This is a genomic window from Actinoplanes palleronii (assembly GCF_016862315.1).
In the GTDB taxonomy this organism is placed as follows: domain Bacteria; phylum Actinomycetota; class Actinomycetes; order Mycobacteriales; family Micromonosporaceae; genus Actinoplanes; species Actinoplanes palleronii.
Genome location: NZ_BOMS01000088.1, coordinates 1 through 14,328, shown reverse-complemented (window position 1 = coordinate 14,328; position 14,328 = coordinate 1). Strand labels below are relative to the sequence as shown.

General features: G+C 71.1%; 10 protein-coding genes. 3 read left to right on the top strand and 7 right to left on the bottom strand.

Going from position 1 to position 14,328, the window contains the following annotated elements:
- The first annotated feature begins 126 nt into the window (after nucleotides 1–126).
- Nucleotides 127–327: a hypothetical protein gene (locus Apa02nite_RS27630; protein ID WP_203827577.1), complete on the top strand. Its 201-nt coding sequence runs from the start codon at nucleotides 127–129 to the stop codon at nucleotides 325–327.
- 62 nt (nucleotides 328–389) lie between these two features.
- Here Apa02nite_RS27630 and Apa02nite_RS27625 read toward each other — a convergent pair whose 3' ends face one another.
- Genes Apa02nite_RS27625 through Apa02nite_RS27615 form a run of 3 tightly spaced genes read right to left on the bottom strand, consistent with a single transcriptional unit; the run spans nucleotide 390 to nucleotide 1,448 of the window.
- Nucleotides 390–704: a transcriptional regulator gene (locus Apa02nite_RS27625; protein ID WP_203827576.1), complete on the bottom strand. Its 315-nt coding sequence runs from the start codon at nucleotides 702–704 to the stop codon at nucleotides 390–392.
- Complete coding sequence (locus Apa02nite_RS27620; protein WP_203827575.1) at nucleotides 701–1,132, bottom strand: hypothetical protein; 432 nt, start codon at nucleotides 1,130–1,132, stop codon at nucleotides 701–703. Before Apa02nite_RS27620 ends, Apa02nite_RS27625 begins: the two co-directional genes overlap by 4 nt.
- A 4-nt stretch (nucleotides 1,133–1,136) precedes the next feature.
- Complete coding sequence (locus Apa02nite_RS27615) at nucleotides 1,137–1,448, bottom strand: hypothetical protein (protein ID WP_203827574.1); 312 nt, start codon at nucleotides 1,446–1,448, stop codon at nucleotides 1,137–1,139.
- 176 nt (nucleotides 1,449–1,624) lie between these two features.
- Here Apa02nite_RS27615 and Apa02nite_RS27610 point away from each other — a divergent pair, with 176 nt between their 5' ends.
- Complete coding sequence (locus Apa02nite_RS27610) at nucleotides 1,625–2,311, top strand: hypothetical protein (protein WP_203827573.1); 687 nt, start codon at nucleotides 1,625–1,627, stop codon at nucleotides 2,309–2,311.
- A gap of 27 nt (nucleotides 2,312–2,338) precedes the next feature.
- Here Apa02nite_RS27610 and Apa02nite_RS27605 read toward each other — a convergent pair whose 3' ends face one another.
- From Apa02nite_RS27605 to Apa02nite_RS27595, 3 genes are all read right to left on the bottom strand, one after another.
- Nucleotides 2,339–3,772, bottom strand: a complete 1,434-nt coding sequence (locus Apa02nite_RS27605; protein WP_203827572.1) for a glycoside hydrolase family 76 protein — start codon at nucleotides 3,770–3,772, stop codon at nucleotides 2,339–2,341.
- Nucleotides 3,773–3,886: 114 nt separating this feature from the next.
- Entirely contained in the window at nucleotides 3,887–4,777 is an 891-nt protein-coding gene (locus tag Apa02nite_RS27600) for a M48 family metalloprotease (protein WP_203827571.1), read from the bottom strand.
- Nucleotides 4,774–5,154, bottom strand: a complete 381-nt coding sequence (locus tag Apa02nite_RS27595) for a BlaI/MecI/CopY family transcriptional regulator (RefSeq protein ID WP_239164616.1) — start codon at nucleotides 5,152–5,154, stop codon at nucleotides 4,774–4,776. The genes Apa02nite_RS27600 and Apa02nite_RS27595 overlap by 4 nt, the downstream gene beginning before the upstream one ends.
- Nucleotides 5,155–5,288: 134 nt before the next feature.
- Between Apa02nite_RS27595 and Apa02nite_RS27590 the strand changes: the two genes are divergently transcribed.
- Nucleotides 5,289–12,806 (top strand): type I polyketide synthase, encoded by a 7,518-nt coding sequence (locus tag Apa02nite_RS27590; protein WP_203827569.1) that lies wholly within the window; start codon nucleotides 5,289–5,291, stop codon nucleotides 12,804–12,806.
- Between the two features lie 203 nt (nucleotides 12,807–13,009).
- On the opposite strand, the gene Apa02nite_RS27585 is transcribed toward Apa02nite_RS27590, so the two are convergent.
- Nucleotides 13,010–14,170, bottom strand: a complete 1,161-nt coding sequence (locus tag Apa02nite_RS27585; RefSeq protein WP_203827568.1) for an epoxide hydrolase family protein — start codon at nucleotides 14,168–14,170, stop codon at nucleotides 13,010–13,012.
- Between the last annotated feature and the right edge of the window lie 158 nt (nucleotides 14,171–14,328).

Sequence of the window (14,328 nt, the reverse complement as noted above, 5' to 3'; positions counted from 1 at the left end):
GTACCGAACATTTCTCGGCTGCTTTCGCTCATTGACTACGGTGACCAGCCAAACCGTGCGCGCCCTGGAGACATTGCGCCGCACGCTGCGATAGCTCGCCGCCGGCATCCGAAAGATCTGCGACCGATGAGTACGCCGGCGGGATGCAGTCTCCTGCGGGCCGCGTTCTTCGCTCTCGGCGCTATCGCCCTCGGGGCACTCGCCGCCACCGGTGTCGGCGTGGTGATCGCCGGCACGCTCATCACCGCGTCCCAGCTCGGCGCGCTGGCCGCACTCTCCGGCTCCTTCGCGGCCTACTACGCCTGGGCCGATTCCAAGCTCTGCTAGTTTCCCCGGCTGGTGAAGCCCGGTGTCCATGGTGGCCGAGAAGCCACCATGGACACCGGGCTTCACTCGTCGGTAGCCATTCCGGCGTCGGTCACCATGCTCTGCAAGGCTTGAACGTGTGCCTGGAAGGCACGCCGGCCGTCGACTGTCAGCGACACCCACATCCGTCCCCGCCGGGGCACACCCACCACGCGCCGGGTCGTGATGTAGTTCGCGGCGGTCAGCGGCGCCAGATGTTTGCTGAGAACGGAGTCGCTGACCTCGAGCGCGTCGCGCAGCGTCCCGAACTCGACCGCCTCGGACACCGACAGCATCGCGCAGATCCGCAACCGGTACGGCGCATGGATCATCTCGTTGAACCCGGCCCCGAAGCTCATGACCGGAGAGCGCGCTTCCAACGGATCATGATCACCGTGACGACGCTCGCCAGGACCGCGGCCAGCACCGTCAGCCACCACACGTGGTGCAACATCCCTGTCGTACCCACGGCGTGCACCACGAGCAGCACTGCTGCCGCGGCAATCGACTGGCCCAGCTGCCGGCGGCTCGGCCGGGGTGCCACCCCCGCCCGGACCGGGCTGCCCATCACCAGCAGCGTGCCGATCAGGTAGATCACGATCGAGGCCGCCAGGACCACGCCGTTGTCCACCAGGAGCACGGCGACCGCCGCGCCCATCACCCCCGCCAAGACCCACTGCCGGCTCGGCGACGCCGCGCGGTTCAGCCGGTCGGCCACGGCGTCCTGCTCCTGCCGGATCACGGCCAGCGCATCCTCGGCGCCCTGGCCCGTGGTCTCCTTCGACATGAGATCACTCCAATCTTTCCGTCTCAGAAAGAGAAGTTGTTTCCGAGACGGAAAGATAGGCCACGGATGCCACGAACTGCTCAGGTACTTCCCGGGACCGGCATGGCGCGAGGGCCGGGCCGATCGGCGCTCCACAGTGGCGGGATTGCGGACCGCCGCCTCGGGCAACGCCCACCCGGATGAGCTGGTCGAACTGGAAGTCGAGGTGTCCGACCCGGCGCTGCTGTCCTCCCTTTACCTGTCCGATCTGCCGGATCAGCTGGTCCAGCTCTTCGGCGAGGCCCGCGACGTCGCGTTGTTCTACGTCGTCGGACACGGGCAGGTGGACGAGGAGGATCAGCTCTGCCTCTGCACCGCCAGGTCGGTGACCGAGGCGCCCCGGCGCAGCACGACCGGTCTCGGATACGGTGCGATTCGGGTATCGCGACCGAACAAGCGAACAGCCTGTCCGGATCCTCGGCGGACCTGGCCGTCCGCGCCAGGGCGAACGGCGTGTACACCATGGCGGCCAGCGGCCCGTTCGGCGCGGCCTGGTTCGCTTCCACCGGATCCGGCAGCGAGCCGCCGCTCACGTACTTCACCAAGAACTTCGCCACGGTGCTGCGGGACGGGATCGCCGGTGAACCTGGCCAGCTCCGCGTCCCACCGCCAGACGAGTCCCCGGACGCGGTGGAAGACGAAAGACAAGCGCCCGGTTCCCCGGCGTCGACCACAAGAGCCACACCGGCCGACGGAGCGGACGCCTACTTCCACGCGGCGTCCGAGTCGTTCGGGGCCACGGCCCCCTGGCGCCTGGAAACCACCGGTGTCAGCTGCTGGGTGGAACTGCTCAACAGCTCCGACGAGGCCATCGGCGAGGTGTACAGCACCAACGACTCCAGCGGCACCGCCTGGCTCCAGGTGCGCTCCTCGGGAACCTTCCGGTACCGGATCAGCAAGACCTCCGGAGAAGGTACGGCCCGCCCGCGCCCCGGCGCCGGCGTGGCGTCACTTCCGTTCACGATCACACAGACGCGATCGGACTCGGTGCTCATCAGCGGGGTCGAGAAGATTCGCATCCTCGCCACCCCGGTCGAGGACCAGTGCGACGTGCTCATCCGCGACGGTGACACCGGCAGGACGCTCCAGGAGAGAATTGGCGATCCGGGAGTTCCCCTCACGTTCGAGACTCAGCGGTGACGGTCAGCGCCACCGGGTGAGATCGGCTCAGGGGGCGGCGTTGAGCAGGTCCAGCGCACTGTGCTGGCAGCTGTGGTTGGTCCCGGCGAACGGACCGGCCCAGTGCGAGCCGTACATGTCGAGGCTGTCGCGGTCGCGGCTGTAGGCACTGTCGGCGTTGCGGGTCAGGTAGGTGTTGTAGGCGCCGCCGGCCGCCGTGTTCAGCACGCCGAGACCCCGGATCGCCGCGCCCTTGAACGACGCGCCGTCGCCGGAGCAGGCGTCCGGCTCGTTCGGTTCGCGCAGGATCCCGCCGGGCGACAGGTAGGTACTACCGGTCATCGCGTCACCGATGCGCCGGGCCACACTCAGGGCGTTGGCGTCGCCGGTCAGCTTGTTCAGCTGCACCAAGGCATTGATCAAAACCCCTTGATTGTACGACCAGGTCACGTCCCCGTTGTTCTTGCACGTGCTCAGGTTGACGCCGTCGTTGACCAGGCTCGAACCGTTGATCATGCCGGTCCCCTGGAACCACGCCCAGGCCTGCTGAGCGCGGCCGCGATAGGTGACGTCGCCGCTGATCCGCTGGCTGAGCATCGCGTTGAGCTGGATGTACAGGCTGTTCTCGATGGCGTTCTTGTTCTTGCGATCGGTCTTCCACCACACGCCGCCACCGCAGGTCGCGTCCCAGTAGCTGTACATGTGGTCCGCGTCCGCCCGGGCGGTGCTCAGATACCGGCTGTCACCGGTGACGTCATAGGCGGCCACCCAGGCCAGGCCCCACCAGCCGGTGTCGTCGAGGTACTCGTTGCGGAACTGCCCCTGCCGGGCGTTGACGTTCTTGTCGTACGTGCTGGCGATCGCGTACTGGTAGCTGTGCATACCGCTGCGCCTGATGTTGTCGATCACGGCGGTGAGCGCGTTCGCGCCGGTCCACCAGCCGTCGCCGTCGAACAGGCCGGTGCCCCGGTCGAACCGCATCATCAGGGCGGTCGCGGCGGCCGTCCGGCGATCCCAGGCGTTCCAGTTGCTGCGCGCCCACGACGTGCAGCTGATCTCGGGCCGGTCGCCGGCCTTGCCGCAGGCCCGCAGCGCCCCGACACCTGTGGTGTTCCAGTCGTCGACGTTGTACTGCCCGGTGCGCCAGCCGGTCGAGCCGGCCGGAACGGTGGTGACGCCGAGCCTGCTGTCCCCGGCCCAGGTGCGCCCGCCGTCGAACGAGCGGTCCAGCCACACCTGGTCACCGGCCTGCCCGCCGTCGACCGTGGCCCAGGCCATCGCGTCGGTGTCGTTGACGTGCAGCCGGAACGTGCGCCCGTACAGCGCGCTGGTCACCGCGATCCGGTCGCCGGCGGCCGAGCCGGCGTCGCGCCCGTCGCAGTAGCGATTGCAGACCACCGCCTGCACCGCGGCCCGCACCGGCACCGCCGGCAGCACCACACCGACGGTGAGCACGGCTGCCAGCACACCCCGAGCCATCATGACCGCTCCCGCCGCTCGACAACGTTGTCACATTTGACATCGACTGTCGTCAATTAGTCAAGAGTGTTAACTCTTCTGCGCGCCGAGGACGGGGTCAGGCCCGCGGGCGCCGGGCTACAGCCAGGCCCGGGCCAGGGCGATGAACTCACCGGTCGCCACGGTCACGACCGCGAGAAAAACCACGACCACCAGCATGGGTACGACCAGACGGCGCCGCCGGGGCGCCGGCGCCGGTGCGGTCAGCGCGCGGACCCGTTGCACCGCGGCGCCGCCGCCGATGCCCAGCGCCGTCAGCGGCGGGGTGCCGGCGGTCGCCAGCGCGGCGCGGGCCACCGCCTTGGCCGTCAGCGCCCGGTCGCCGACGTCCGCGGCCGCGTCCTCGTCGGCCCAGCGTTCCACCAGGTAGGCGACGGTCTCGCGGACCGGGATCAGCAGCGGGTTGAGCGCGGCCGCCGCAGCCGCCGCAGCGACCAGCCGGTGATGGTGCCGGTCGAGGTGGGCGCGCTCGTGGGCGAACAGCACCCGGCGCTCGTCGGCGTCGAGCAGCCGCAGGATGCCGGTGGTGACCAGCAGGTGCCCGGGGCGGCGCGCGGTGCCCGGCACCGCCACGGCCATCGGCGTGGCCAGGTCGGCCACCACGAACCGCTCCCCCGGCTCACTGATGGCGCGCAGGTCACGGTAGGTGGCCAGACGCAGTCGTACGTCGGTGAGCAGCCTGGCCCCGCCCGCGAGCAGCAGCAGGCCGGCGACCAGGGCGATCGGGCCGGGAACCGGCTCGGGCAGCTCGAGCGTCGGGTGGTCGTCGAGCGCGGACAGCGGCGGCAGATCGTCAAGCATGGTCAGCGCCAGCAGGATCAGCGACCAGGTCGAGCAGGCGGCGGCGATGACCGCGGCGACGGTGAGCGCCCAGGCGGCCGAGCCCGGGGTGCCGCGGGCGGCGATCCGCCGCGCCGTGACCGTCAGCGGCAACGCCAGCAGCAGCGGCAGGTAGACGGCGAACGTCACGGCTGCCGGCGTTGCTCGGTGCCAGCGAGCAGGTCGCGCAGCAGCTCGGCGTCGGCGTCGTCGAGCGCCTGGGCGAAATGCTGCAGCACCGCGCGCCGGTCCGGCAGGCCGGCCAGGGCGGCCCGCATCCGGGAGGCGGCCGCGGTGGCGGCGTCCTCGACCGGCCAGTACACGTGGCCTCGCCCCGCCCGGCGGCGCTCGACGGTCTTCTTCTCGTGCAGCCGGATCAGGATGGTCTGCACGGTGTTGTACGCGAGTTCACCGCCGAGCTCGCGTTGCACGTCGGCGGCGCTCATCGGCGTCGCGGCGGCCCACAGGACCCCCATCACGCCGGCCTCGAGCGTGCCCGGCGCGCGGCGCCCGTCCTTCGTCGTCACTGTTCGCTGACCTCCGCGCCCAGAATAGCCCGGCAGCGGATCGTGCCGACCTGGCCTGACCCGTGGGTGGAGGGGTCGTGCCACCATGGCGCCCACATTGGACACGCTGCCGGCAAGCGAGAGGCTCCACATCGATGCTGCACCAGGACGCGATCCGGTCGATACCGCAGCTGTTGCAGGAAAATGCCCGACGGTACGGGGACCGGCTGGCGTTCGCCGACGACCGTCGCCGGGTGACATGGGGCGAGCTGGAGAAGCGGACCGCCCGGCTCGCGGCCGGCCTGGGTGCCGGACGCGGCGACCGGGTGGCGTTCGTCCTCGGCAACGGTGTGGACCTGGTGGAATCCGTCCTGGCGGCGGTGCGGGCCGCGGCGATCGGCGTGCCGTTGAACGCGCAGGCGACCGATGCCGAACTGGCCGCCCTGCTCGCCGACTGCGCACCGGCCCTCCTGGTCATCGACGAGCGGCATCTCGACCAGGTTCGCCGGGTGACCGCCGCGGGCCCACCGGTGCGGCTGCTCGTGACGGGGGCCGCACCGCTGCCGGTGGGAACGCCGGACGACGACCTGGGCCTGGACGAGCCGGCGTTCATGCTCTACACCTCGGGCACGTCCGGTTCGGCGAGGGCCGTGGTCTCCACCCAGCGGGCCGCGCTCTGGTCGGCATTCACCTGTTACGGCCCGGTGCTCGGGTTGACCGCCGACGACCATCTGCTCTGGCCGCTGCCGATGGCGCACAGTTTCGCCCATTCGCTGTGCATCCTCGGCATCACGGTGGCCGGTGCGAGCGCCCGGATCGTCGGTGAGCCCGGGCCGGGCCAGGTGACCCGGCTGATCGCCGAGGAGTCGCCGACCGTCCTGGCCGGGGTGCCGGCCGTCTACCGTCAGCTGCTCGACGGTGGCCCGGTGGCCGCCTCGTCGCTGCGGATCGCTCTGACCGCCGGCGCGGCCAGCGACCCGGCGCTGCGCTCCGCGGTGCAGGCGCTGATCGGCGCGCCGCTGCTGGACTGTTACGGCAGCACCGAGACGTGCGGGATGATCGCCGTCGAACCGGCTACCGGGCCCCGGGTCGGTGGCACCAGCGGCCCGCCCGCCCCCGGTGTCGAGGTGCACCTGGTCGACGACGAGATCTGGGTTCGCGGCCCGAATCTGATGCTCGGCTACCACGGCCGGCCCGCGGCGCTGGTCGATGGCTGGTACCGCACCGGCGACCTCGGCCGGCTCGACGCCCACGGCCACCTCAGTGTCGTGGGCCGGGTCAGTGACGTGATCAACCGTGGTGGTCTCAAGGTCGACCCGGCCGAGGTGGAGCTGGCGCTGTGTGCCCTGCCGGGCGTGCGGGACGCGGCCGTGGTGGCTCGCGCTCATGCGGTGCTCGGTGAGGTGCCGGTGGCGTTCGTCGTACCGGCCGGCGAGTCGATCGATCCCACCGTCCTGCTCACGGGTCTCGCGCGGCGGCTGTCGCCGTACAAAATCCCTGAAGAGATCTTCCTGGCGCCGATCATTCCGCGTACGTCGTCCGGGAAGCCCCGCCGCCGGCTGCTGCGGGAAGCGCTCATATCCGGCCCCGGGCGCCTCACCGGGACGAGCTCGCCGGCCGACCTGGTCCGTGCCGAGGTGGCCGCGCTCTGCGGTCCGTTCGACGACCTGGACACGGCGTTCGCGGATCTCGGCCTGACGTCGATGGGTGCGATGACCGTGTGGCATCGGCTCAGTCAGCACACCGGCCTGCGGCTCCCGGCCACCGTGATGTGGGACCACCCCAGTCCGGCCGCGTTGATCAGCTACCTGGAGGCACGTCTTACCGGTGACGCTCGCGATGTTCCCGGCCGCCGGCCGAGGCAGGCCGGCGAACCGATCGCGATCGTGGCGGTCGGCTGCCGGTATCCGGGCGGTGTGCGCACTCCCGAGGACCTGTGGCGACTGGTCGCCGACGGGGTGGACGCCACCAGTGACTTCCCCGCCGACCGCGGGTGGGACGTCGACGCCATCTACGACCCGGACCCGGACCGGATCGGCAAGACCAGCACCCGGCGCGGTGGCTTCCTGCACGACGCCGCCGACTTCGACCCGGCCTTCTTCGGTATCTCTCCCCGTGAGGCCCTGGCTGCCGACCCGCAGCACCGGATGCTGCTCGAAGTCGCCTGGGAGACCTTCGAACGCGCCGGAATCCCGGCGCCCAGCCTGCGCAACAGCGACACCGGTGTGTTCGTCGGGCTGATGCACGGGGACTACGGTCACCGTCGCGACGCCCACGAGCTGGAGTCGCAGATCGGCCTCGGCTCCGCCGGGAGTCTCGCGTCCGGGCGTATCGCGTACCTGCTGGGCCTGCGCGGCCCCAGCATGACCATCGACACCGCGTGCTCGTCGTCGCTGGTGGCGATGGACCTGGCCGCGAAGGCGCTGCGTGCCGGTGAGTGCACGCTGGCGCTGGCCGGTGGCGCGGCGGTGATGGCGACCCCGCAGTCGTTCATCATCTTCAGCCGGCAGCACGGCCTGGCAGCCGACGGCCGGTGCCGGTCGTTCGCTGCGGGCGCCGACGGCACCGCATGGAGCGAGGGTGCGGGGATGGTCCTGCTGGAGCGTCTGGACGACGCCCGGCGCAACGGGCACCCGGTGCTGGCGGTCCTGCGGGGTTCCGCGGTCAATTCCGACGGTGCCTCCAACGGCCTGACCGCCCCGAACGGTGAGGCGCAGCGTGACCTGATCCGCCTGGCCCTGGCCGACGCGGGCCTGGGGCCCTCCGACGTGGATGTCGTGGAGGGACATGGCACCGGCACCCGGATCGGTGACCCGATCGAGGCGCACGCGCTGCTCGCGACGTATGGCCAGGCGCGCCCCGCCGACCGTCCGCTGCTGCTCGGCTCGGTGAAGTCGAACATCGGCCACACTCAGGCCGCCGCCGGCATCGCCGGGGTGATCAAGATGATCGAGGCGATGCGACACGGGGAGATGCCCCGCTCGCTGCATGCCGAGAAGCCGTCGCCGCACATCGACTGGGCCGGTGGAGCGGTCCGGCTCCTGGACACCGCACAGCCCTGGCCGGCCGGTGATCGTCCCCGGCGGGCCGCGGTCTCCGCCTTCGGCCTGGGCGGCACCAACGCCCACATCATCCTCGAGGAACCGGATCACGTCGAGGACAACCGGGACACGGCTGCGCACCCCGGATGGGACGCCGCACCGTGGCTGCTCGGCGGTGCCGACGAGGCGGGGCTGCGGGCCAGGGCGGCTCAGCTCGCCGACAGGTCGCCGGACCATCCCGCCCGGGATGTGGCCTTCACCCTGGCGACCGGGCGAGCGGCGCTGCATCACCGGGCAGTCGTCCGGGGCGGTCACCGTGACGGCCTGAACGCGCTGGCTCGCGGTGTGACGCATCCGTCCGTGCACCGGGCACCCACCCGGCGCGACCCGCGACTGGCCTTCCTCTTCACCGGTCAGGGCGCGCAGCGCCTCGGCATGGGGCGTGAGCTGGCCGAGGCCTTCCCGGACTTCGCCAACACCTTCGACGCGGTATGTACGGCGTTCACGCCTCATCTCGACCGGCCCCTGCGCGCGGTGATCGACGGTACGGACGCCGCTCTGCTCGACCGCACCGATTACGCCCAGCCCGCACTGTTCGCCTTCGAGGTGGCGCTGCATGCGCTCTACCAGTCGTTCGGCATCCGGCCGGACCGGCTGGCCGGTCACTCCCTCGGTGAGATCACGGCTGCGTACGTCGCCGGGGTCTTCTCCCTTGCCGACGCGGTCGTCCTGGTCGCCGCGCGGGGACGGTTGATGGCCACGCTCCCCGCGGGTGGCGCGATGATCGCCGTACGAGCGACCGAGGACGAGGTACAGAAGCTGCTCGCCGCGGCGGGCGATCAGGTGTCGATCGCCGCGGTCAACGGTCCGGAGTCGGTCGTGCTCTCCGGCCCGGCGCCGGCCGTGATCGCGGTGGCCGGGCACCTGGACGGACGGTCCGACCGGTTGCGCGTGAGTCACGCCTTCCATTCATCACTCCTCGAGCCGATCCTGGACGACTTCCGCACCGTCGCCGCATCGATCACCTACCACCAGCCGTCGATCCCGGTGTCGAGTGCTCTCGCCGTCCAGGCCGACATGGCCACCGCCGGTTACTGGGTGCGGCACGTACGCGACGCGGTCCGTTTCGCCGACGCGGTGACAGGCCTGCAGACGGCCGGTGCCACCGCATACGTCGAGATCGGGCCCGCCGCCGTTCTCGCCCTCCTGGCCGAACGGTGCGTGGCCGCCGATGCCTTCGTACCCGGAACCACCGGGCTCACCGGGTTCCTCGACAACCTCGCCACCCTGCACGTGCACGGCGCGCCGGTGGACTGGCCGCTGGTGTACGCCGGCAGTGGTGCCCGCCGCCGGGACCTGCCGACGTACCCCTTCCAACGGCGGCGTTACTGGCTGGAGAACGCCGAACCACCGGTGTCGCACCCGATGCTCGGTGACCCGCAACCGGCCGCCGACGGACCACAGATCCGGTATTCCGGGGTCCTGTCCGCCGCTCGCCAGCCGTGGTTGGCCGACCATGTCATCGGCGACGACGTCATCGTCCCGGCCGCTGCCCTGGTCGAGCTCGCCTTCCACGCAGCCGGCACACCCCATCGCACTGCTGTCCGGCTCGCCGAGCTCTCGCTGGGTCTGCCGCTGACTCTCGCCGGGCCCGTCGACGTCCAGGTTGTCGTCGACGCACCGGACCGGACCGGCGACCGGCTGTTGACCGTCTGGTCACGGCCCGCCGGTTCAGCAGACCGATGGGCTACCCACGCCACCGCCACCCTCACGGCCGCGACCGGCCACGTGCCGGACGTTCCCGCCACGTGGCCACCGCCCGGCGCACGGCCCGTCCCCGTCGACTACGCGCGGCTCACCGCCGCCGGCTTCCACTACGGCCCGGCGTTCCGCGCGGTCACCGCGGTCTGGCAAGGACCCGACGACGTGTACGCGGAGGTGAGCCTGCCGTCCGTGGCGGCTGCCGGCGCCGCTCGCTTCGGTGTGCACCCCGCCTTGCTCGATGCGGCGCTGCACGCCGTCCTGCTGGCCGAGCAGCCCGACCGGCTGCGGGTGCCATTCGTTCTCCACGGCGTCGAACTGCACGCCGCCGCCGCGACCACCGCGCGGGTGGTCCTGTCCCCGATCGGCCCCGGCAGCGCCCGGATCACTGTCACCGACCACGCCGGCCGCCCGATCGTCACCATCGACACGATGGAGACCCGCCCGATCGACGGCCCGGATGCGGCCGCGTCGGCCGCCCGCCGCTCACTGCACCGTCTCACCTGGCTTCCCTCCCCCACCACCCGGGACAACACCCCTCACCACATCGTCCACATCGCCGAGCCCTCCGGCGACGTGCCCGCCCGGACCCGTGCCATGCTGACCAGAGCCCTTGCCGAGGTCAACGGCTGGCTCGCCGCCGACCAACCCGGCCAGCTCGTGATCGTGACCGAGCGGGCCACCGCCGACGACCCCGATCCGGCCGCCGCAGCGGTCTGGGGTCTTCTCGGCAGCGCCCAGAGCGAACACCCCGGCCGCATCACCGTCGTCGATCTGTGTGGCGCGCCCGCCTCCGCGGCCGTCCTGCCGCAGGCCGCCGAGCTGACCGAACCCCGGGTTGCCGTGCGCAACGGCGCCATCCTCGCACCGCGCCTGGCCCTCGCCGGCCCGGCCGACGCGACCCCCGCCGCACTGGACCCCGCGGGACCGGTACTGATCACCGGCGGGACCGGTGCCCTCGGCGCGATCCTGGTCCGCCACCTGGTCACCGCGTACGGAGTACGCGATCTCGTCCTCGCGAACCGGTCGGGAACCGCACCCGCCTGGGTCGACGATCTGGATGCACGGGTGACCGTCACCGCCTGTGACCTCAGTGACCGGACAGCCGTCGCCTCACTGGTCACCTCCTGCGGGCCCGCGTTGACCGGGGTGTTCCACCTGGCCGGGGTCCTGGACGACGGGGTGCTGACCGCGATGACTCCCGCACGGATCGCCGCCGTCCTGGCTCCCAAGGCGGATGCCGCCTGGTATCTGCACCAGGCCACGAAAGACCTGGACCTGGCGGCGTTCGTGCTCTACTCCTCGGCGTCCGGCGTGCTCGGCAGGCCGGGCCAGGCCAACTACGCCGCCGCGAACGCCTTCGTCGACGCCGTCGCCGCCCACCGCGCCGCCCTCGGGCTGCCGGCCCAATCACTGGCCTGGGGCCTGTGGGAGGCCGACGATGGTGGCATGGCCGCCCGCACGGCAGCCGGTGCGGCCCGACGGGTGCTGACCGACGGCGGCATCCGGGCGATCAGCGCGACACAGGGCACGGCGCTGCTGGACAGGGCTCTGCGGACCGCCGAGACGCTGCTCGTACCGATCATGATCGACGTGCCGGCAACGGGCGCGCCGCCGATCCTCAGCGGGCTCGTCCCCCGCCGGCCGGCACCCGCGGGGCCGGGCGTCACGAGCGCCGAGGCTCCAGAGAACACCGATGGCCAGCCCGGCGGCTGGCGGGATGTGCTGGCACGCCTGCCGGTGGACGCCCGGAACGGGGCCCTGTCGACGCTGATCCACGCCGAGATCGCCGACCTGCTCGGCTACCCCGATCCGGAGGCGGCGCCGCTGGGCAACGGCCGGCACCTCAAGGACCTCGGCTTCGACTCACTGGCGACCATTCAGCTCCGCGACCGGCTCAGCGTCGTCACCGGCGTACCGCTGAAGGCGACGATCGCCTTCGACCACCCGACGCTGGCCGGCCTGACCGCGCACGTGTACGCGGCCATGCACGGATTCGCCGCGCCGGAGGAGACGGAGCCCGCGGTCGTCGCCGGCGAACGGTTCACCGCCATCTACCACCGGGTGATCAGCGACCAGGGCGCCCCGGCGGCGATGACGTTGCGCTACGTCGCCTCCTACGGACTGCCCACGTTCGGCTCCGAGCACCGTGCCCGGCACGCCCTCGCCCCGGTGCGCCTCGCGACCGGTGAACCGCACCGGCCAATCTTGATCTTCTTCCCCGGTTTCCTGGCCCTGCACGATCCGACGCCCACCGGGCTGGGTGAGGCAGTTGACGGCGACTACGACCTGCACATGCTCACCCATCCCGGGTTCGGGGCCCGCAGGGACGTCCCGGACAGCGTGGACACCCTGGTGCGACTGCACGCCGACACGATTCACGCCGTCGCCGGCGACCGGCCGTTCGTGCTGATCGGCGACAGCACCGGCGGCGGGGTCGCCCATGCCGTCGCCACCCACCTGGGCGCAGCGGGCACACCACCACGGGGCGTCATCATGATCGACTCCCATTACGGCGCCGAGGGCCGCGACGATCCGAGGCTGCTCGCGCTCGTGGCGGCCGACCGCAACCGGCCGGCGGAGATGTTCGACGGCGTCTTCTCCGACGCCATGATGATCGCCGGCGGCGCCTACGTGCGGATCTTCGACGGCTGGCGGCCGGAACCCGCGGGGCTGCCTACCCTCCTGCTGCGCGCGGCACCGACCCGGGAGATGATCGATGCCGATCCCGGCCGGGACTGGCGACCGCGCTGGCCGGTGCCGCACGACGTTGCCGACGTCCCCGGCGACCACTACACGACGCTGAACACCGACGCCGGTGCCACCGCGGACGCCATCCGGTTCTGGCTGCGCGACAACGGCCACCCATGACCACCCTGACCTGCGCTCATGGCCGCCGGGTGCCGGTCGGGGCTCGTCCAGAGGAGCTGTTCCGTCGACGGTCTCTCTCACTACGGAGGGCAGGTCTGCCGCCGGGGCATGCGTCAACGATCCATCCCGGCAACGATTGAGTCCAGTGCACTCTTGTTGACGGTGCCCGACGTGCTCCCGGAAGCGGGCAGAGCGAGACGGCCTCAGGAACGAAGGGTGCGCAGCCCGGCGCGGATCTCGCTGACCAGGATCTCGGGCTGCTCCAGGGCGGCGAAGTGGCCGCCCCTGTCGGCCTCGCCGTAGTGGATCAGGTTGCTGTAGGTGTCCTCGATCCAGCTTCGTGGCAGGCGCGGGATGTCCCTGGGGAAGACGGTCACCGCGACCGGAAGTGTCAGCTTCGGGCCGGCGAAGGTCCCCGACCGGTTCTCCCAGTAGATACGGCCGGATGACGCCGCGCTGTTGGTGAACCAGTAGAGCGATATCGCGTCGAGCATGTCGTCGACGCTGAGGGCGTCCTCGGCGAGACCGCGATTGTCGGTCTTGGACTGGAACTTCTCGTAGATCCAGGCCGCTTGACCGGCGGGCGAGTCCGCCAAGGCGATGCCGACGGTCTCCGGCTTGGTGCTCTGCAGGTGGTTCGAGCCACCGAGATCACCGGTATAGCGGGCAAGGGTGTCCACGGCGTAGCGCTGTTCGGGCGACAGGGTGTCCGGTATCCGGGCCGGGAAGGCGAACGGGGTGTTCAGGTGAATGCCGAGAAGCCCCTCGGGCTGCATGGCACCGAGGGCGGTGGTGACGACGGCGCCCCAATCGCCGCCCTGCGCGGCCCATCTCGCGTAGCCGAGGCGGTTCATCAGCTCCACCCATGCACTCGCGATGCGCGACACCGTCCACCCGGTCGTCGCAGGCTTCTGGGAGAACCCGAACCCGGGCAGCGACGGGATCACCACGTCGAAGGAATCGGCGGCGTCCGCCCCGTACGCGACCGGATCGGTCAGCGGGCCGATCAGCTTCAGGAACTCGACGATCGAGCCCGGCCATCCGTGCGTCAGGATCAGCGGGATCGCGCCGGGATTCTTGGACCTGACGTGGATGAAGTGGATGTCCAGCCCGTCGATCTCGGTCAGGAACTGAGGGAACTGATGGAGATCGGACTCGAAGCGCCGCCAGTCGTAGCGGTGCTCCCAGTGCTCGACCAGGGATCTGACGTTCGCCACGCGAACCCCTTGTGACCAGTCGCCCACCGTTTCCGGATCCGGCCAGCGGGTTGCGGCCAGTCGCCGCTTCAGGTCGTCGATCTCCGCATCCGCAATCGAGACGGTGAACGGGCGGATGAGGGCCGAGGTCGGCGTCGGTACGGTCATCGGATTCCTTTCGTGGATACTCCGGCCTTCGGGCCGGGGAGAAAATGGAACGCCTGCGGAGCAGGGCAGGGAATGGCGATCTGCCGTCGAGGCGGATGGGCGTCCAGTCGCTGCGGGCGGCTGGAAGATCCACTACCGGGTTGATAGGTTGCGTGCTG